The organism is Scandinavium hiltneri, assembly GCF_024764835.1.
In the GTDB taxonomy this organism is placed as follows: domain Bacteria; phylum Pseudomonadota; class Gammaproteobacteria; order Enterobacterales; family Enterobacteriaceae; genus Scandinavium; species Scandinavium hiltneri.
On the sequence record NZ_JALIGE010000073.1, the window covers coordinates 179,124 to 197,361 of the forward strand.

The window sequence follows — 18,238 nt, forward strand, 5'->3', positions numbered from 1 at the left end:
ATTACCCCCGGAAATAGCTCAACACCACAGAGGCAAACTCATCTGCGGCTTCAACGTTAGAAAGATGCGATGCAGGCAGCGTGACGCACTGGCTACCGGCGATATTTTTATGCAGGAAATCGGCATCCACCCGCGTGGTCACCGGGTCATATTCCCCGGCAATAATCAGCACCGGCGCGGTAATGGCGCTGACTTCAGCGCGTAAATCTGCCGCGGCCAGCGCCTCGCAACCTTCGGCGTAGCCTTCCGGATCCATGTGCGTCAGCTCGTGAACCAGTTGATCCACTACTTCCGGAGAATGCTGACGAAACGTCGGGGTGAACCAACGGTCAGCCGTGCCTGCCGCCACAACGTCCATGCCTTCCTGACGTACGGCACGCGCACGCGAAAGCCAGCTGGCCTGGTCGCCGATTTTGGCTGCCGTGTTCGCCACGGCAAAGCCATAAAAACGTTCCGGCGCAAAACGTGCCAGCCACAGCCCGGTCAGGCCGCCGACAGATATCCCGCAGAAACAGGCCTTGTCGATATTCAGGTGATCGAGTAGCGCAATCACATCCTCGCCCAGTTGCGCAAGCGTCACTTTGCCGCGCTTGGTGGTTTGCCCGTGGCCGTGCGTGTCGTAGCGCAGCACGCGAAAATAGGCGCTCAGGGCCTGAATCTGCGGTTGCCACAGCGACAGCGACGTGCCCATCGAGTTCGAGAGCACCAGTACCGGCGCGTTTTCCGGGCCATCAATCTGATAATGAAGCGTCATGGCGTTGCTCCTGATATCGCGTCAGAACCTGACGCACAAAATGGTCGGCGCTGCCGGTGGCCCGCGACGGGTCCAGCAGCGTATGTAATTCAGTTGGGGTGAACCAGGCGGTGATGCGCGAGTCGGCTTCCAGCAACTGCAACAGCGGGCGTTTTTGGTCCAGCGCCGCGTGACAAAGCGTCTCCACGAGATGATGTGCGTCCTGTTTGCCCAGATGTTTCGCCAGCGCCAGAGTTACCGATTCCGCCATAATCAGCCCGTGTGTGATATCCAGGTCGGCGCGCATTTTGGCGGCGTCCACCTGCATCCCACGCACCAGTTGTTCGCTCTGAACGATGGCCGCGCCGGTCAGCATCAGCAATTCGGGCAGTACTTCCCATTCCGCCTGCCAGCCGCCGAGCGCCCTTTCATGCTGCTGAATAAGTCCGGCGTACAGCGTTGCCATCAGGCCCGGCGTTCGCTGGGCGGCGGTGAGAATAGCCGCGCAGCCAATCGGATTACGTTTATGCGGCATGGTCGACGATCCGCCGCGCCCTGGGGCCGTCGGCTCGCAGACTTCCGCCACTTCGGTCTGCATCAGCAGTGAAAAATCGTTGGCGAATTTACCGAGCGTGCCGCACATGCCCGCGTACCCGTGCCCGACCTCGAGGAACCGATCGCGTTGACTGTGCCACGGTGTATCCGGCTGCGCGAGGTGTAATTCCTGCGCTAACGCCTGTGCCACCGCCGGACCGTGCTCATTGAGTGAGGCCAGGGTACCCGCCGCACCGCCAAACTGAAGCGTCAAAACGCGAGACTGCATTTCACGCAGGCGTAACTGCCAGCGCAGTAGCGCATCCAGCGTTCCGGCGAGTTTGAGACCAAACGTGACAGGCAATGCGTGCTGCATCCAGGTCCGGCCCGGCATCACCGTCTGGCGATGGATTTCGGTTTGTTCGGCCAGCGTCGACAAAAGCTGTGTCAGCATCACGTCCGTTTCGCGCAACGCGTTACGCAATTGCAGCACAAAACCGGTGTCGATGGCATCCTGGCTGGTTGCGCCCCAGTGCACGTAGCGGGCCGCCTTTTCATCACGTATTTTCACCTGTGCAGTGAGCTGTTTGATCAGTGGAATTGCCAGATTACCCGCGCTGGCAGCGGCATCAGCCAATGCCAGCAGGTCGATATTCTTTACCTGACAGGCGGCTTCAATGGCCGCCACAGCCTCCTGCGGGATAACGCCGCAACGCGCTTCGGCCCGCGCCAGTGCAGCTTCAAAATCGAGCATTCCCTGCACGGTGTTCGCGTCGCTAAAAATTTCCGTCAGCGCACTGCCGCGCAACAGCGGGGTCAACACATCCATTCCGGCTCCTTAAACCCGTTCAATAATCAGCGCAATCCCCTGCCCAACGCCGATACACATGGTGCACAGCGCGTAGCGCCCGCCGGTGCGTTTCAGCTGATACGCGGCGGTCATCGCCAGTCGTCCACCGGACGCCCCTAACGGATGCCCCAACGCGATCGCCCCGCCGTTTGGGTTGACGTGGGCCGCATCGTCCACCAGCCCCAGTGAACGCGTCACCGCCAGCGCCTGAGCGGCAAAGGCTTCATTCAGTTCGATCACATCCATCTGGTCGAGCGTCAACCCGGTCTGCGCCAGCACGTTGCGCACCGCCGGAGACGGGCCAAAACCCATGATTCGCGGTGCTACGCCCGCCGTCGCCATGCCCACTACGCGCGCCAGCGGCTGTAAATCGTGAGCCATTAACGCCTGTTCGCTTGCCAGCAGCAACGCACATGCCCCGTCGTTCACACCGGAAGCATTCCCCGCCGTGACGCTGCCGTCGGCCCGCACCACCCCTTTCAGTTTAGCCAGTGATTCCAGCGAGGTGCTGCGAGGGTGCTCATCGCGCAAAAAATTCAGAGCATCGCCTTTACGCTGCGGCACCGATACGGCGATAAGTTCGTCATCAAACAGGCCTTTTTCCTGCGCCAGTGCGGTTCGCTGCTGACTACGGAGCGCAAACGCATCCTGATCCGCGCGGGAAATACCGAACTCATTCGCCACGTTTTCCGCCGTTTCCGGCATCGAATCTACACCGTATAGCGCTTTCATCAGCGGGTTGATAAAACGCCACCCGATGGTGGTGTCTTCCATTTTCATGCTACGGCTAAACGCGCTTTCGGCTTTACCCATCACAAACGGCGCTCGGGACATGCTTTCCACGCCACCGGCTACCATCAACTGCGTTTCTCCGCTTTTAATCGCGCGCGCCGCTATGCCTATCGCGTCCAGGCTCGAACCGCAAAGGCGGTTCACGGTGCTGCCCGGCACGCTTTCCGGCAGCCCGGCCAGCAGTAACGCCATGCGCGCCACGTTGCGATTGTCTTCCCCGGCCTGGTTGGCACAGCCGTAAACCACATCGTCGATACGCGCCGGATCCAGCCCCGGATTGCGTTCCAGCAGCGCCTTCAGCGGCAGAGCGGCTAAATCGTCAGCCCGCACCGTCGAGAGCGTACCACCAAAGCGACCAAAGGGTGTGCGTACTGCGTCGCAGATAAATGCCTGATTCATCGTTATTCCTTACGCGCTTTGCGCCAGTTGGCTGAAGGTCAGTTTCACCGGTGTGAGTCGCTGCAATTCTTCAAACGAGAGGCCGTTGAAAATTTCACGCACCACCGGGCCATCAGGCGTGATATCAATCACCGCCAGGTCAGTATAAATGCGGCTGACACAGCCAATACCGGTCAGCGGATAACTGCAGCTCTCCACCAGTTTGCATTCGCCATCGCGAGTCAGGTGATCCATCATCACGAACACCTGGCGTGCGCCAATGGCGAGATCCATCGCCCCGCCAACAGCCGGGATCGCATCCGGGGCGCCGGTGCTCCAGTTAGCGAGATCGCCGCTGGCAGAAACCTGATACGCGCCCAGCACGCAGATATCGAGATGACCGCCGCGCATCATCGCGAACGAGTCACCGTGATGGAAATAGCAGCCACCGGGCAGCAGCGTAACGTACTCTTTCCCGGCGTTGATCAGCTCCGGATCCTCTTCCCCTTCCTGCGGTTTTGGCCCCATACCAAGCAGCCCATTTTCGCTGTGCAGGAAAATCTCTTTGTCCGGCGGAAGGTAGTTGGCGATGCGGGTCGGCAGGCCGATACCCAGATTCACATACGCACCTTCAGGAATATCCTGGGCCACGCGTTTCGCCATTTCGTCACGGGTCAGTTTTTGCATCAGGTTCTCCTCAGGCGCTTTTGGCCGCGGTCAGGTTAGCCAGCGAAAACACGCGCTGAACGAAGATCCCCGGCGTTACCACGTTTTCCGGGTCAAGTTCACCAAGCGGCACAATGTCTGACACTTCCGCCACGGTGATTTTTGCCGCCGTCGCCATGATCGGCCCAAAGTTGCGCGCCGCTTTGCGATAAATCAGGTTGCCCCAGCGGTCTGCCTGATGGGCTTTGATCAACGCGAAATCCGCGTGGATCGGATATTCGAGCACATAATGACGACCGTCGATTTCACGCGTCTCTTTGCCTTCCGCCAGCGGCGTGCCGTAGCCGGTTGGCGTAAATACCGCGCCAAGCCCTGCCCCAGCAGCCTGAATACGCGCCGCCAGATTGCCTTGCGGCACCAGTTCCAGCGCCACTTTCCCGCGGCGATACAGGTCATCAAAAATCTGCGAATCCACCTGCCGCGGGAAGGAGCAGATCATTTTGCGCACCCTACCGGCTTTCAGCAGCGCTGCCAGGCCGACTTCGCCGTTTCCGGCGTTGTTATTAATGATGGTGAGGTCGCGGGCGCCCTGTGCTATCAGGGCATCAATCAGAAAGGTAGGCTGTCCGGCGGGGCCAAAACCACCGATCATGATGGTGGCACCATCGGGGATCCCGGCGATGGCCTGTTCCGGCGTCGGGACGCTTTTGTCGATCATCAGGTCGCTCCTTGTTGTGCGGTTATCGCACTTATATGCGTTGTTCGCACAAAATGTGACCCGCTTAACGATGTCGGTCAAGGGCGATAATCGAAATATGGTGCGATTATCGAACATCCTGTATATTTGTTTTCAGAATGTGATCGGTGACAAACCCGGAGACAAAAATATGACCAAACATCCTGACGACGTACTGAACGGTGAGAGCGATCCGTTCAAGGGCGACCCGAATTATATGGCTTCGCTGGCGCGTGGTCTGGAGGTGATTCAGGCATTTACCCCACAGCGCCCGGTGTTGTCGATTTCGCAAATCAGCCAGAAAACCGGCATTCCGCGGGCGGCGGTACGACGCTGTCTGTACACCCTCGGCAAGCTGGGGTTTGTGTACGCCGAGGACGGCAAAAACTTCCAGCTGCGTCCGCGCATTCTGTCGCTCGGCCACGCCTGGCTGGCCTCTACGCCGCTGGCACGCTCCGCGCAGCCGGTGCTCAAACACCTGAGTGAAATGCTGAACGAATCCTGCTCCATCGCCACGCTCGACGGCGACGATATTCTGTACATTGCGCGTGCATCGAGTTCCCGAATCATGACTATCGATTTGGATATCGGCAGCCGCTTGCCCGCCTGGGCGACGTCAATGGGGCGCGTACTGTTGAGCCATCAGCCGGAAGAGAAACTGAACGATATGCTGGCGCGGGTAACGATGATCCGTTACACGCCGCAGACGGTAGATTCAGTGAGCAAACTACGCTCAGAGTTGAAGCGCGTGCGCCAGCAGGGCTACGCGCTGAACGATCAGGAGCTGGAAATGGGGTTACGATCGCTGGCGGTGCCACTGTTTAACCCGCAGGGGCACTGTGTTGCGGCACTGAACGTCGGTGTCCATGCGGGCCAGGTTTCCGCTAATGAAATGGTCGACCGCGTGTTGCCAGAACTGCAGAAAGCGGCGAAGGAATTAACGCTGTTGCTGCGTTAGCGGCTGCGTTTGGCGTGGCGTTCCCAGTTTTCCTGCTTCGCCTGTTCGGATTTCTTCAACGCCACATAGCACGCCCCGCTGCCGCCGTGATGCGGCAGTGCGCTACAAAACGCCTGAACATAGTCAAATTCTGTCAACCAGCGCGCCAGATAGCTCCGAATCACATTGGCGTGGGAGTTGTCCGCTTTGCCTTTGCCGTGAACGATCAGCACGTTTCTCAGACCGTCTTTATGCGCCTGACGGATAAACGCGAACAGCTGCTGTCGACACTGCTCGACCGGTTGGCGCAACAGCGTCAGGCTCGCCTGTTGACTGTATTTACCTAAACGCAATTTATCCAGAACGCCGGTTTGTAGCCCGTCACGCTTGAACTCCAGCGGGGTACCGAGGGGCACGAGATCGAGAAAACCGGTGGTCAGGACGTTATCGAGTTGGAGCGTATCAATGCGCTGCGGCGTGCGGGTGTTGCGGCTGGGCTGCCAGTGCACATCATCATTGTGCTTCTCTTCCATGGCGTCAAGAAACAGAAATTTGTCGTCAGGGTTCATCTTCACCTCCTCCCAGTGCTGCGACGGCTGAAAAGCTACTATAGCCGCGCCCCGCCTCGCGCTCAACGCGTTTTGGAATTCTGGAAACTGATTGCTGAAAGAATATATTCTGAAGTGAATATTAACCGAATGGGGAATAGGGATACTTAACTCCCACTTAAATAGAATTAACGCTCGATAAAATGAAACAGCAATGTTAAAGAATCGTGAAATCTATCACCCAAAAGTACTGGTAATTTAATTTAAATTCGCTATAACTATAATACCTGCATAGGGGAGCCAATTGCAGGAACACGTTATGGAAATATTGCTGTGTATACTGTGGGGTCTGGCGGATGTCGGCAGATCCTGTTTTTTTATTGTGGCCATAATAGTCACCAGTGAAATAGCTTCCGGTGTCAGCAACGCAATACATTCATTAGTAAAATAAGTACTGACCCGGCTGTTTCGCCACAAACGCGATGGGACGTGGTTTCCGCCACAGTTTTGCAACAGAGTTCAACGCCTGCTTATCAATCATTAATCGCTCTGCTTCCTCTTTTTTTAAACGATGAACAAATAAGATACCCCGTCGTTTAAAATAATAACCCCATGCCGTTATCATTTATAAAATATATTTTAATAGCGCCCTATTGAATGTCCCCTCATGGGCTGAAATCACCTCTCTGATAAATAAACAGCGCATTTTTCGGTTATTTTTTACGCGTACAAACGGCTGAGTATTATCTTTCATGTTGGATAAAAACCCAATGACGTCTTAGCGGTTTCGATAATCCCCTCTTTCATACATAAGAGAACGCGTCTGTTTTTGGGGTATGGTTGGTGATGCTGGTGGCATGGTATCTTGTGGGGCTCCCCATTGGGCCGGGGATTTACCCGCGGCTGAACTAAGGAAACGTGATGCTGAGATTGCTGGAAGATAAGATTGCTACCCCGCTTGGACCGTTGTGGATCCTGTGCGATGAACAATTCCATCTGCGCGCCGTCGAATGGGACGAACACAGTGACCGCATGGGCTATCTGCTTGATCTTCATTACCACGCCGAGGGCTATAAGCGCGTATCGTCCAGTAATCCCAACGGCTTAAGCAAAAAGATGCAGACCTACTTCGAGGGCGATCTCAGCGTGATTGATGACCTGCCAAGCGCCACGGCAGGCACGCCGTTCCAGCGCGAAGTGTGGCAGGCGCTACGTGCCATTCCCTGCGGCCAGGTCATGCACTACGGTGAGCTGGCTGAACAGCTTGGCCGACCAGGTGCGGCACGTGCAGTGGGCGCGGCGAATGGCTCAAATCCGGTCAGTATTGTGGTGCCCTGTCATCGGGTGATTGGGCGTAACGGCACCCTGACGGGCTATGCCGGTGGTGTGCAGCGCAAAGAGTGGCTGCTGCGCCATGAAGGCTATCTGCTGCTTTGATTTTTAGTGCTTTTCTGGAGTGATTGCGCAATTTATTAATAAATCGCTCCAGTTTAAACCCATAGATTTCAGAGAGATATAATCTTCAGACTATTTCCCTTGCTTATATTGCGTGAATCGGGTTTTCGAGACTTACCTGCTCAACAAAAAGATGTTAAAATTGACCAATATCAATTAAAGCCTGAGCAAATCTATGATCCCGGAAAAGCGAATTATTCGACGCATCCAGTCTGGCGGTTGTGCTATCCACTGCCAGGATTGCAGCATCAGCCAGCTCTGTATTCCGTTCACTCTTAATGAACATGAGCTCGATCAGCTTGATAATATCATCGAGCGCAAGAAGCCCATCCAGAAAGGGCAGACCCTGTTCAAAGCGGGCGATGAGCTGAAATCTCTGTATGCCATCCGCTCCGGGACCATCAAAAGCTACACCATCACCGAACAAGGTGATGAGCAAATCACCGGCTTCCATCTGGCGGGCGATTTAGTAGGTTTTGACGCCATTGGTACTGGCCATCACCCGAGCTTTGCTCAGGCGCTGGAAACCTCCATGGTTTGCGAAATCCCGTTTGAAACGCTGGATGACCTCTCCGGCAAGATGCCAAACCTGCGTCAGCAGATGATGCGTCTGATGAGCGGCGAAATCAAAGGCGACCAGGACATGATCCTGCTGCTGTCTAAGAAAAACGCGGAAGAGCGCCTGGCGGCGTTTATCTATAACCTCTCTCGTCGTTTCGCCGAACGGGGTTTCTCACCGCGTGAATTCCGTCTGACCATGACCCGTGGCGACATCGGTAACTATCTCGGTCTGACGGTAGAAACCATCAGCCGTCTGCTCGGTCGTTTCCAGAAAAGCGGCATGCTGGCAGTTAAAGGGAAGTACATTACTATCGAAAATAGCGATGCACTGGCAGTCCTTGCTGGTCACGCCCGTAACGTCGCCTGATTCTTCTCTTTCCTTTCGCCGGATCGTTAAATTTTCCTGATTTATTGATCTGGCGAAGGTTCTCCCCTGTTTCAATCACTCCGGATGGGTTATCTTTTAGTTACAGACTGTGGTGACAGTTGTAAGGAGACCCTGTATGGCAAAGTATCAAAATATGCTGGTAGCCATCGATCCTAACCAGGACGATCAACCCGCATTACGGCGCGCTGTTTACCTTCATCAACGGATTGGTGGATCGATTAAAGCCTTTTTGCCGATCTATGATTTTTCCTACGAGATGACCACCCTTCTGTCGCCTGACGAGCGCACCGCTATGCGTCAGGGCGTCATCAGCCAACGGACCGCCTGGATCCGCGAGCAGGCAAAATTTTACCTGGATGCCGGCGTACCGATTGAAATTAAGGTCGTCTGGCATAACCGTCCTTTTGAAGCCATCATTCAGGAAATCATGAGCAACGGGCACGATTTGTTGCTTAAGATGGCGCATCAGCACGACAAACTGGAGGCGGTGATTTTCACCCCAACCGACTGGCATCTGCTGAGAAAATGTCCGTGTCCGGTTTGGATGGTGAAAGATCAGCCGTGGCCGGAAGGCGGTAAAGCGATTGTGGCGGTTAATCTCGCCAGCGAAGAGGAATATCACAACGCCCTCAACGATAAACTGGTTCGTGAAACCCTCCAGCTCGCCGATCAGATTAACCACACCGAAGTGCATCTGGTTGGCGCGTATCCGGTTACCCCTATCAACATCGCAATTGAGCTGCCTGATTTTGACCCGAGTGTGTATAACGACGCGATTCGCGGCCAACATCTGCTGGCAATGAAAGCGTTACGTCAGAAATACAGCATTTCGGAAGAGATGACCCACGTCGAAAAAGGCCTGCCAGAAGAAGTTATCCCGGATTTGGCAGAGCATTTACAGGCGGGGATTGTGGTGCTCGGCACCGTAGGACGCACCGGGCTGTCTGCGGCGTTCCTCGGCAATACGGCGGAACAGGTGATTGACCATCTGCGCTGCGATTTGTTGGCGCTAAAACCGGATCAGTATCAGACCCCGGTCGAGCTCGACGATGAAGACGATGATTAAGCGTTAGCCGCGAATAAAAAAACCGATGAGAACACTCATCGGTTTTTTTTATAGCTGACGTCAGGATCAATGGATACCCATGCGCCAGGCGTAGTCGATCTCTTCTTTCAGTTCGAGGGAGGAAAGCGCCATCAGGTCGGCAAACTCCAGCTCCAGCTGTTTAACGCGTTTCAGATATTGCGCAGGGGTTAACGGGCTTGTATCACGACGCAGAAATTCGACTGCCAGTTGCTTAGGGTTTAATTCGGTATCCATGAGATCCTCTTTTACGTTGAAAACCCATTCAGTATAGCATCCCACCCTGATTGTTTTTTGACCAAAAACAACACTGGCGTGAATATAAACCTTATCTTTTAAGCGGTTTTCCTGCGGTTTCTTTGGCTTTCAGCACCGTAAGGAAGGTGATCAACGCCGCGCCCATCACGTAATACGCCGGGGAAAACCGATCGCCGGTGGCACCAATCAGCCATACCGAGAACCATGGTGTGATGCCGCCAAAGAATGCCACCGCAAAGTTGTAGGCAATGGATAAACCGCCGTAGCGTACGCTGGTCGGGAACAGTTCGGCCATGGCCGCGCTGCACGCCCCGTCAAACGCGGCAATAAACGCACCGAGCAGCAACATCGCCACCACCGCTGAAAGCATATTCCCTTGTGCCATCACCATCATCGCCGGGTAGCTGAACAGAATAAACCCGGCGCATCCGGCCAGCATCAGCGGCTTGCGGCCATATTTATCCGAAAGCCAGCCCATAAACGGCACCAGGACCGCTATGCCAAACAGGCCGATAGTTGTTATCGCGTAAGCGTCGAGCTTTGAGAAATGCAGTTCGGTGGAGAGATAGCCCGGCATAAAGGTTTGTAGCGTCCAGTGTCCGACCGCTTTGAGCACCACGAAGCCCACGCAAAACAGCAGCGCGCCCCAGGCTTTCGTCACCGCGGCCCGCAGCGGCTTGCTTTCGGTTTTACCGCTTTGCGCTACGGCCTTAAATTCCGGTGAATCCTCCAGATGCTGGCGCAGATACAGCCCCACCCAGCCGAGCGGCCCGGCCACCAGGAACGGGATCCTCCAGCCCCAGCCGTTCATCGCTGTTTCACCCAACGACGCCGTGAGCATAAATACCAGCCCCGAACCGGCGACAAACGCCATAAAGCCAAAGTTGTCTATCCAGCAGGTAAAATAGCCGCGCCGATCGTTCGGGGCGTATTCCGCCAGATAGGTGGTGGCACCAGAGCTTTCACCGCCAGCGGCAAACCCCTGAACCAAACGGGTAATGACTAACAGCACCGTCGCCGTGACGCCAATCTGATGGAAGGTGGGCAACAAACCCATAACAAATGTTGCACCAGAGGTCAGCAAAATCACCGTCGCCAGTACCTTCTGCCGCCCCACCCGATCGCCGAGCGAACCGAAATACAGCCCACCTAACGGGCGCATGATAAACCCGGCACCAAAAACAGCGAACGATGACAGCAGCGCCACGCCAGGACTGTCGGCGTGGAAAAACTGCATACCGATAATCGCCGCAAGCGTGCCGTACAATCCGAAATCGAACCATTCAACGAAATGCCCCACGCCGGTGGCGAGCAGCACCTTGCGTAGCTTACGCGCCACTGGAATTTCAGCGGCGGTCGACACCGCCTGCAGCGTCTCTGTTCTGTTCATCGTTCATCATCACCTCTTTTGTTTCTATTATAGATATAGCTTTAATCATGATGAGCAAAATACGCCCAGCGTTCACGGCGTGAATTGTGATGTCGATCGGAGCTGGCAAAGAATTTATCAGTCCCGATCACAGTTTAGACTCTGCAGAATTTTCATCGGCTATCCCCGTTTTCGTCCACGCCTCTGCTGAGCAAATAATGCGAAATTATTTATTAACAATTGCGCAATGCAATTTAACAGATCTATCATGCTCATAATTCACCAAATGGTTCACTATAGATTCACAAAGGTGATTATTGCGCCTCTTTGAAGGTATTTATCGCTTCATTCAAAAACCCATCCGCGATTAAATGTTACATATGGTTCATAACCTGCGCCTATGGGTGTCGTTAAGGAGACAGAAATGGCAACTGGCAGTTCGCCACGCGGATTACCTCGGATCCTGCAGTGGCTTTTAGTGGTGTTGATGGTCGTGATCGGCCTCGCCGTAGGTGGCCTCGGAGCCAAACTCGCGAGCGTAGGCGGGAGCTGGTACTTTGTCATCGCCGGTATCGTGATGCTGATTTCAGCATGGCTTATCGCTAAAAACCGTCGCAGCGGGATTGTGCTTTACGCGGTGTTGTTCATTGCCTCTATTGTCTGGGCGATTAGCGATGCAGGCTGGGAGTTCTGGCCGCTGTTCTCACGCCTGTTCACCTTCGGCGTGCTGGCGCTGCTGGCTATCCTGCTCTGGCCTTTCCTCGGCCAACAGACCCCCACGGATAAAGCACCCGCCTTTGGCATTGCCGCGGTGCTGGTGGTTATTTTACTGGTCAGCGCAGGCGGCATGTTCCGCCCACAAACGCTCGTGACTGCCGATGAACCCGTTCCGGTGAAACCGGTCGCACCGGGCGAAGCGCAAAAAAACTGGGAGCACTGGGGCAATACCACCCACGGCGACCGCTTTGCAGCCCTTGATCAAATCAATAAGCAAAACGTCAGCCAGCTTCAGGTAGCGTGGACCGCACATACCGGAGACATTCCGCTGAGCAATGGTTCCGGCGCGGAAGATCAGAATACGCCGCTGCAAGTGGGCGACACGCTGTTTGTCTGCACGCCTTACAGCAAAGTTCTGGCACTGGACGTTGATTCAGGCAAAGAGAAGTGGCGCTATGATTCAAAAGCCACTGCGCCAAACTGGCAGCGCTGCCGTGGTCTCGGCTATTACGATCAGGCCGCGGCAACGCCTGTGGCTAACGCAACGCCGGTAGCAGATTCACAGCCCGCTGCCTGCCCGCGTCGTCTGTTTTTGCCGACCACTGACGCCCGTCTGATCGCCATTAACGCCGACACAGGCAAAGTTTGTGAAGACTTTGGCACGAATGGCGTGGTGGATTTGAGCGTTGGCATGGGCGAAATCAAGCCTGGCTACTACCAGCAAACCTCGACCCCATTGGTCGCCGGGAATGTTGTAGTGGTCGGTGGGCGCGTCGCGGATAACTTCTCGACGGGTGAACCGCCGGGCGTGGTGCGCGCGTATGACGTTCACACTGGTAAACTGGCGTGGGCGTGGGATCCGGGCAACCCGAACCTGACCGGCGTTCCGCCAGAAGGCACAACCTATACCCGCGGTACGCCGAACGTCTGGTCAGCGATGTCATATGACGCGAAGCTGAACCTGATTTATCTGCCAACCGGCAACGCAACCCCTGACTTCTTTGGCGGGCATCGCACGGCGCTGGACGACAAATACAGCTCATCTATCGTCGCCGTTGATGCAAGCACGGGCCAGGTGCGCTGGCATTATCAAACCACCCATCACGACCTTTGGGACTTTGACCTGCCGTCGCAGCCTCTGCTGTACGATTTGCCGGACGGTAAAGGCGGCACGACGCCAGTACTGGTACAAACCTCCAAACAGGGCATGATCTTTATGCTCAACCGCGCGACCGGTAAACCTGTCGCCAAAGTGGAAGAGCGTCCGGTGCCAGCGGGTGACATTAAAGGTGAACGTTATTCTCCAACGCAGCCGTACTCTGTGGGGATGCCGATGATCGGCAATCAAACCCTGAAAGAGTCCGACATGTGGGGTGCAACGCCAATTGACCTGCTGCTGTGCCGCATTCAGTTTAAAGAGATGCGTCATCAGGGCGTGTTCACGCCACCAGGCCTTGACCGTTCGCTACAGTTCCCAGGCTCGCTCGGTGGCATGAACTGGGGCAGTGTGTCGGTTGACCCGAATAACAGCCTGATGTTCGTAAACGATATGCGTCTGGGCCTGGCGAACTATATGGTTCCGCGCGCCAAGGTGGCGAAAAACGCCAGCGGCATCGAGATGGGTATTGTGCCGATGGACGGTACGCCGTTCGGCGCAATGCGTGAACGCTTCCTGTCCCCGCTCGGCATTCCGTGCCAGAAACCACCGTTCGGCACGATGTCCGCCGTTGACCTGAAAAGTGGCAAGCTGGTGTGGCAGGTTCCGGTCGGTACGGTAGAAGACACCGGTCCGCTGGGGATCCGTATGCATCTGCCGATCCCGATTGGGATGCCGACGCTCGGAGCATCGCTGTCAACGCAGTCGGGCCTGCTGTTCTTCGCTGGCACGCAAGATTTCTACCTGCGCGCGTTCGATACCGCGAACGGGAAAGAAATCTGGAAATCCCGTCTGCCGGTGGGCAGTCAGTCCGGCCCGATGACCTACGTGTCACCGAAAACCGGGAAGCAGTACATCATCATTAATGCGGGGGGCGCGCGTCAGTCTCCGGACCGTGGCGATTACATCATCGCCTACGCGCTGCCAGACAAGCAGTAATTTTCTCGCCGTAACGATAAAGGGACCGAAAGGTCCCTTTTTTACGTTGGTTGTTGTGCCGGCGGCGCAGGCTTACCGGGCATTTACCTCAATCAAAACGTTTCCCAGTTATCCCCGCTCGCCAGCGCTGGACGCTGCGGGACATAGGTCGGGCCGGAAGTCGGTTTCGGCTGACGTTCTACGCCCACGTGCTGCAAGCGGAACGCACCCACGGCTTCGGTCAGACGCGCGGCCTGCTCTTCCAGCGACCCTGCCGCCGCGGACGCTTCTTCCACCAGCGAGGCGTTTTGCTGGGTGACGTTATCCATTTCGGTGATGGCCTGGCTGACCTGCAAAATGCCGCGACTCTGTTCGTCGGACGCTGCCGCAATTTCCAGCATAATGTCGGTCACGCGTTTCACTGCATCCACGATTTCACTCATGGTGCTGCCCGCCGCAACCACTTCGCCAGAGCCGCGTTCAATCAGCGTCACGGACTCGCTGATCAACCCTTCAATCTCTTTTGCCGCCTGCGCGCTGCGGCTCGCAAGAGTCCGCACTTCGCTGGCGACCACGGCAAATCCACGCCCTTGTTCCCCGGCGCGCGCGGCTTCTACCGCCGCGTTGAGCGCCAAAATATTGGTCTGGAACGCGATACTGTTAATCACAGCGGTAATTTCAGAAATTTTCTTCGAGCTTCTGGATATGTTACCCATCGTCGACACTACGCCCGACACAATCTGCCCGCCGCGAGTGGCTTTTCCGGAGGCATCTTCCGCCAGTTTGGTGGCGTGATGTGCGTTGTCGGCGTTCTGTTTCACCGTGGCGGTCAGCTGTTCCATGCTGGCTGCCGTTTCCTCAATCGCCGCTGCCTGCTGCTCAGTGCGGGATGAGAGATCAGTGTTGCCCGCCGAAATTTCGCTGGTGCCGCGGTAAATTTCCTCGGCACCTTGACGTACGGTACCGACCGTTTGCGACAGCGCGTGCTGCATTTTCTGCAAATCATGGCTCAGCTTGCCGATTTCACTGCGTCCGGAGGCTTCATCCGCCAGGGTTAAATCGCCATCGGCAATCTGCTCGATGCGATGCAACACGCGGCGAAGCGGGTTGATAACGGTACGGCGCAGCGCAACGAAGGTCAGCAGCGTCAACACCAGCGCCAGTACAAACGCGCCGACCATAAAGGCCAGGCCGAGCTGGGTGCGACTGTGGGCCGTTTCAGAGAGATGACGTGCGCGGTCGCTACGGATTTTAATCGCTTTCAACAGCACATCGTTATAGGCCGAATCCAGCAGGCGAGCGTGCTCGTTTTCATGGTTAATGATCGCTTCAAACATGCCGTTTTTGGCATATTTCAGCATCGGCTTCATGCCATCGATATAAGCGTTGTAGCGGGCATTGATTTCACCATCCAGCGCTTCGTCCGCAGGGGTTTTCACGTCACGGCTCACGTACTGCTTAAATCCTTCCTGCGACTGTTTGATCCGCAGTTCAGCCTCGGAAATATTGCGCTTCATATCATCCATTTCGGCAATACGGCTGGCGGCCCCGGCGTGGATCAGGTTGATACGCGCGGTACGCAGGTGGTTCGAGCTGTTCGAGAGCCCCATTCGGACTTCTAACTCTTGCGTGACGTCGTTCTGGTCTCTATCAGCCTGCAACAGGAAATAGCCCGCAAGACCTGAACTTAATGCGAACAGCAGCAGGATCCCGCCCAGAATGGAAGAGAACAGTGGAACGAGACGGATGTGATGTAAGAAACTGACTGTTTGCGACTTTTGCCCTGCGGCTGATTTGTCCATGGCTTATCGACTCTCTTATTGTAAGAGGCGTACCAAAACGCCCGTTAGATTGTCATCGGCCTGGCGGGGAAATTGCTTACGGGTAAAAGCGCTACATCGGTCACACTTTGGAGATTAAGCGGGGAAAAGCCAGCGGAATGGCTCCGCTGGCCTGTGCATCAGTTGTCGCCGAAATGAATAACGGTGCGGATTGATTTGCCTTCGTGCATCAGATCAAACGCTTCGTTGATCTGGTCCAGCGGCATGCGGTGAGTGATGAACGGGTCGAGATTAATTTTACCGACCATCGCATCTTCAACCATGCCCGGCAGCTGGGTGCGCCCTTTCACGCCGCCAAACGCCGAACCGCGCCACACGCGCCCAGTCACCAGTTGGAACGGACGGGTTTTGATTTCCTGACCTGCACCCGCCACGCCGATAATCACGCTTTCGCCCCAGCCTTTGTGGCAGCATTCCAGCGCCGCACGCATCACGTTCACGTTGCCGATGCACTCGAAGCTGAAATCCACGCCACCGTCGGTCAGTTCGACGATAACGTCCTGCACCGGCTTGTCGCTGTCATTCGGGTTGATGAAATCGGTCGCGCCCATTTCACCGGCCAGTTTGAATTTCTCTGGGTTGGTGTCAACCGCAATAATGCGCCCGGCCTTTGCCTGAACCGCGCCCTGAATGACCGCCAGACCGATACCGCCGAGGCCAAATACCGCCACGCTGTCGCCTTCTTTCACTTTCGCTGTGTTATGCACCGCGCCGATACCGGTGGTCACGCCGCAGCCCAGCAGACAGACTTTATCCAGTGGTGCCTGCGGGTTAACTTTCGCCAGGGAGATTTCAGCCACTACCGTGTATTCGCTGAAGGTGCTGGTGCCCATGTAGTGGTAAATCGGCTCGCCGTTATAAGAGAAACGTGTGGTGCCGTCTGGCATCAGGCCTTTACCCTGCGTGGCGCGGACCGACTGGCAAAGGTTGGTTTTACCAGATTTACAGAACTTACACTCGCGACATTCCGCGGTGTACAGCGGGATAACGTGGTCGCCCGGTTTCAGGCTGCTTACGCCTTCACCGACTTCAACCACTACGCCGCCGCCTTCATGCCCGAGCACCGCCGGGAAGACACCTTCTGGATCGTCACCCGACAGCGTGAACGCATCGGTGTGGCATACGCCGGTATGGGTAATTTTGACCAGCACTTCGCCCTTCTTCGGCGGCGCAACGTCAATTTCGACAATTTTCAGCGGCTGGCCTGGACCAAACGCAACTGCAGCACGTGATTTCATTCCGTCTCTTACCTTGTTGTCAGTTATTTTAAATACGATCGTAGCAGATGACCGACTTCCGCCATGCGAGCGGCGCGCTGATCGGCGGTGGTTTCGCCCGTCACCAGCTCGTCTTTAAGATGCATTTCGATCATTTCGCCCATCAGGCCGTTGGCGGCCCCGCGCACGGCGGCAATTTGTTGCAGGATGCTCAGGCACGGCTCGCCGGACTCCAGCGCCCGCTCAAGTGCATCGACCTGCCCGCGAATACGACGCACGCGCGTCAGAGCGCGCTTTTTATCTTCAGGTGAATGCGGCATAGGCCTCCATTATACTGTAGGGGGGTATAGTAACTTTTTTAACATCTGGCTGTATACATTAACTTTTTCAGGGTTATCAGCAGATTGCCAAAAATATGCAAAAGACACTATCAAACATCACCAGGTATTTTGTTGCCTCCAAAATCCAGGCCGAATATCCATATTCGAGATCCAGGTTAATGCTGAATCCCTGCTCTGAAAGTCGAAAATCAAGCGACACAGTTTTTCATTCCCTGTCCTCCACGCTACCAAAACCGCTGGTCGTGATTTTACCTTCTGCCGTCATGCCCATAAGCTCAGACACTGCTGTCAATGTTAATGACAAACCCATCAGTGTCTTTTTGCTGTGACCTGTACAATCCGCAGCAATAATTCTGGCTCCTGAATATCCTGTTATGGGTACAGATAGTGTGGTATCCGCTCACCGCTACACCAGGGTCAGCGTTTTCACCTTGTTGCTGTCATTGACACAGGGAACTTTTCTCAGTTAAAGCCATAGCAAAGGGATAATTGAAGGTCGCAAAGCGGAACGGGCTAAGGGGGGTTAATTCAATAGTTTGAATTTATATTCTCTATTTTTTCAAATAACCCCCAACCGCATGTAATTATTGACATTTCCCCCGCACAACACCTCCCTCTACTTAACAATAGGATAAGCAAACCTTACTAAATCTGTTTTTTTGTGGTTAACTTTTATTAAAGAAATGATTTTATTGGTTGCTAGTAACGAGCCAAGCTTATTTGATCAATGACATATTAGAAGCCCCAGGGATATATGCA

The 18,238-nt window shown here is 55.3% G+C and carries 16 protein-coding genes and 1 pseudogene; 6 read left to right on the forward strand and 11 right to left on the reverse strand.

All coding sequences use genetic code 11. The annotated features are described in order from the left end of the window. Nucleotide 1 precedes the first annotated feature (1 nt). Genes pcaD through MUU47_RS11695 form a run of 5 tightly spaced genes read right to left on the reverse strand, consistent with a single transcriptional unit; the run spans nucleotide 2 to nucleotide 4,671 of the window. The gene (gene pcaD, locus MUU47_RS11675) at nucleotides 2-754 is read right to left on the reverse strand and encodes a 3-oxoadipate enol-lactonase (protein WP_258988371.1); all 753 of its coding nucleotides are present in this window, start codon (nucleotides 752-754) and stop codon (nucleotides 2-4) included. Beyond that, nucleotides 732-2,096, reverse strand: coding sequence for a 3-carboxy-cis,cis-muconate cycloisomerase (locus tag MUU47_RS11680; protein WP_258988372.1), 1,365 nt, complete (start codon nucleotides 2,094-2,096; stop codon nucleotides 732-734). Before MUU47_RS11680 ends, pcaD begins: the two co-directional genes overlap by 23 nt. A gap of 9 nt (nucleotides 2,097-2,105) precedes the next feature. Then, nucleotides 2,106-3,308 carry a 3-oxoadipyl-CoA thiolase gene (gene pcaF / locus MUU47_RS11685; protein ID WP_258988374.1) on the reverse strand — a complete coding sequence of 401 codons (1,203 nt, stop codon included), beginning with the start codon at nucleotides 3,306-3,308 and terminating at the stop codon, nucleotides 2,106-2,108. A 9-nt stretch (nucleotides 3,309-3,317) separates the two neighbouring features. Then, nucleotides 3,318-3,974 carry a CoA transferase subunit B gene (locus MUU47_RS11690; RefSeq protein ID WP_258988376.1) on the reverse strand — a complete coding sequence of 219 codons (657 nt, stop codon included), beginning with the start codon at nucleotides 3,972-3,974 and terminating at the stop codon, nucleotides 3,318-3,320. A gap of 10 nt (nucleotides 3,975-3,984) precedes the next feature. After that, entirely contained in the window at nucleotides 3,985-4,671 is a 687-nt protein-coding gene (locus tag MUU47_RS11695; RefSeq protein WP_258988378.1) for a 3-oxoacid CoA-transferase subunit A, read from the reverse strand. A gap of 169 nt (nucleotides 4,672-4,840) precedes the next feature. Here MUU47_RS11695 and MUU47_RS11700 point away from each other — a divergent pair, with 169 nt between their 5' ends. After that, nucleotides 4,841-5,647: an IclR family transcriptional regulator domain-containing protein gene (locus MUU47_RS11700; RefSeq protein ID WP_258988380.1), complete on the forward strand. Its 807-nt coding sequence runs from the start codon at nucleotides 4,841-4,843 to the stop codon at nucleotides 5,645-5,647. On the opposite strand, the gene smrA is transcribed toward MUU47_RS11700, so the two are convergent. Then, nucleotides 5,644-6,195 (reverse strand): DNA endonuclease SmrA, encoded by a 552-nt coding sequence (smrA, locus tag MUU47_RS11705; RefSeq protein ID WP_258988382.1) that lies wholly within the window; start codon nucleotides 6,193-6,195, stop codon nucleotides 5,644-5,646. The two genes, MUU47_RS11700 and smrA, sit on opposite strands and share 4 nt — an antisense overlap. An 813-nt stretch (nucleotides 6,196-7,008) precedes the next feature. Between smrA and MUU47_RS23525 the strand changes: the two are divergent. The 4 genes and pseudogenes from MUU47_RS23525 to uspE all read left to right on the forward strand — a co-directional run. Beyond that, nucleotides 7,009-7,086, forward strand: a pseudogene (locus MUU47_RS23525) (hypothetical protein); the annotation flags it as partial. 9 nt (nucleotides 7,087-7,095) lie between these two features. Then, nucleotides 7,096-7,611, forward strand: a complete 516-nt coding sequence (ogt, locus tag MUU47_RS11710; RefSeq protein ID WP_258988383.1) for a methylated-DNA--[protein]-cysteine S-methyltransferase — start codon at nucleotides 7,096-7,098, stop codon at nucleotides 7,609-7,611. Nucleotides 7,612-7,804: 193 nt separating this feature from the next. Beyond that, on the forward strand, nucleotides 7,805-8,557 hold the full coding sequence (fnr, locus tag MUU47_RS11715; RefSeq protein WP_110508346.1) for a fumarate/nitrate reduction transcriptional regulator Fnr: 753 nt from the start codon (nucleotides 7,805-7,807) through the stop codon (nucleotides 8,555-8,557). A 136-nt stretch (nucleotides 8,558-8,693) separates the two neighbouring features. Further along, nucleotides 8,694-9,644, forward strand: coding sequence for a universal stress protein UspE (uspE, locus tag MUU47_RS11720; protein WP_258988385.1), 951 nt, complete (start codon nucleotides 8,694-8,696; stop codon nucleotides 9,642-9,644). A 66-nt stretch (nucleotides 9,645-9,710) separates the two neighbouring features. On the opposite strand, the gene MUU47_RS11725 is transcribed toward uspE, so the two are convergent. Both MUU47_RS11725 and MUU47_RS11730 read right to left on the reverse strand, forming a co-directional pair. Then, nucleotides 9,711-9,899, reverse strand: coding sequence for a YdiH family protein (locus MUU47_RS11725; RefSeq protein WP_159768016.1), 189 nt, complete (start codon nucleotides 9,897-9,899; stop codon nucleotides 9,711-9,713). 91 nt (nucleotides 9,900-9,990) lie between these two features. After that, a complete protein-coding gene (locus MUU47_RS11730; protein WP_258988386.1) occupies nucleotides 9,991-11,310 on the reverse strand; it encodes an MFS transporter in 1,320 nt (439 codons plus the stop codon). Between the two features lie 403 nt (nucleotides 11,311-11,713). Here MUU47_RS11730 and MUU47_RS11735 point away from each other — a divergent pair, with 403 nt between their 5' ends. Continuing rightward, nucleotides 11,714-14,101: a glucose/quinate/shikimate family membrane-bound PQQ-dependent dehydrogenase gene (locus tag MUU47_RS11735; RefSeq protein ID WP_258988387.1), complete on the forward strand. Its 2,388-nt coding sequence runs from the start codon at nucleotides 11,714-11,716 to the stop codon at nucleotides 14,099-14,101. Between the two features lie 92 nt (nucleotides 14,102-14,193). Here MUU47_RS11735 and MUU47_RS11740 read toward each other — a convergent pair whose 3' ends face one another. The 3 genes from MUU47_RS11740 to MUU47_RS11750 all read right to left on the reverse strand — a co-directional run bounded on the left by MUU47_RS11740 (nucleotide 14,194) and on the right by MUU47_RS11750 (nucleotide 17,458). Further along, entirely contained in the window at nucleotides 14,194-15,882 is a 1,689-nt protein-coding gene (locus MUU47_RS11740; RefSeq protein WP_258988388.1) for a methyl-accepting chemotaxis protein, read from the reverse strand. 158 nt (nucleotides 15,883-16,040) lie between these two features. Continuing rightward, nucleotides 16,041-17,159 carry an S-(hydroxymethyl)glutathione dehydrogenase/class III alcohol dehydrogenase gene (locus tag MUU47_RS11745; protein ID WP_258988389.1) on the reverse strand — a complete coding sequence of 373 codons (1,119 nt, stop codon included), beginning with the start codon at nucleotides 17,157-17,159 and terminating at the stop codon, nucleotides 16,041-16,043. Between the two features lie 23 nt (nucleotides 17,160-17,182). After that, nucleotides 17,183-17,458, reverse strand: a complete 276-nt coding sequence (locus tag MUU47_RS11750; protein ID WP_159756234.1) for a metal/formaldehyde-sensitive transcriptional repressor — start codon at nucleotides 17,456-17,458, stop codon at nucleotides 17,183-17,185. Nucleotides 17,459-18,238 lie beyond the last annotated feature (780 nt).

Coding starts and splice junctions, on each gene's coding strand:
- ogt (WP_258988383.1), top strand. CDS start 7,096: ATGCTGAGATTGCTGGAAGATAAGATTGCTACCCCGCTTGGACCGTTG.
- fnr (WP_110508346.1), top strand. CDS start 7,805: ATGATCCCGGAAAAGCGAATTATTCGACGCATCCAGTCTGGCGGTTGT.
- MUU47_RS11695 (WP_258988378.1), bottom strand. CDS start 4,671: ATGATCGACAAAAGCGTCCCGACGCCGGAACAGGCCATCGCCGGGATC.
- pcaD (WP_258988371.1), bottom strand. CDS start 754: ATGACGCTTCATTATCAGATTGATGGCCCGGAAAACGCGCCGGTACTG.
- uspE (WP_258988385.1), top strand. CDS start 8,694: ATGGCAAAGTATCAAAATATGCTGGTAGCCATCGATCCTAACCAGGAC.
- pcaF (WP_258988374.1), bottom strand. CDS start 3,308: ATGAATCAGGCATTTATCTGCGACGCAGTACGCACACCCTTTGGTCGC.
- MUU47_RS11725 (WP_159768016.1), bottom strand. CDS start 9,899: ATGGATACCGAATTAAACCCTAAGCAACTGGCAGTCGAATTTCTGCGT.
- MUU47_RS11690 (WP_258988376.1), bottom strand. CDS start 3,974: ATGCAAAAACTGACCCGTGACGAAATGGCGAAACGCGTGGCCCAGGAT.
- MUU47_RS11750 (WP_159756234.1), bottom strand. CDS start 17,458: ATGCCGCATTCACCTGAAGATAAAAAGCGCGCTCTGACGCGCGTGCGT.
- MUU47_RS11740 (WP_258988388.1), bottom strand. CDS start 15,882: ATGGACAAATCAGCCGCAGGGCAAAAGTCGCAAACAGTCAGTTTCTTA.
- MUU47_RS11700 (WP_258988380.1), top strand. CDS start 4,841: ATGACCAAACATCCTGACGACGTACTGAACGGTGAGAGCGATCCGTTC.
- MUU47_RS11680 (WP_258988372.1), bottom strand. CDS start 2,096: ATGGATGTGTTGACCCCGCTGTTGCGCGGCAGTGCGCTGACGGAAATT.
- smrA (WP_258988382.1), bottom strand. CDS start 6,195: ATGAACCCTGACGACAAATTTCTGTTTCTTGACGCCATGGAAGAGAAG.
- MUU47_RS11745 (WP_258988389.1), bottom strand. CDS start 17,159: ATGAAATCACGTGCTGCAGTTGCGTTTGGTCCAGGCCAGCCGCTGAAA.
- MUU47_RS11730 (WP_258988386.1), bottom strand. CDS start 11,310: ATGAACAGAACAGAGACGCTGCAGGCGGTGTCGACCGCCGCTGAAATT.
- MUU47_RS11735 (WP_258988387.1), top strand. CDS start 11,714: ATGGCAACTGGCAGTTCGCCACGCGGATTACCTCGGATCCTGCAGTGG.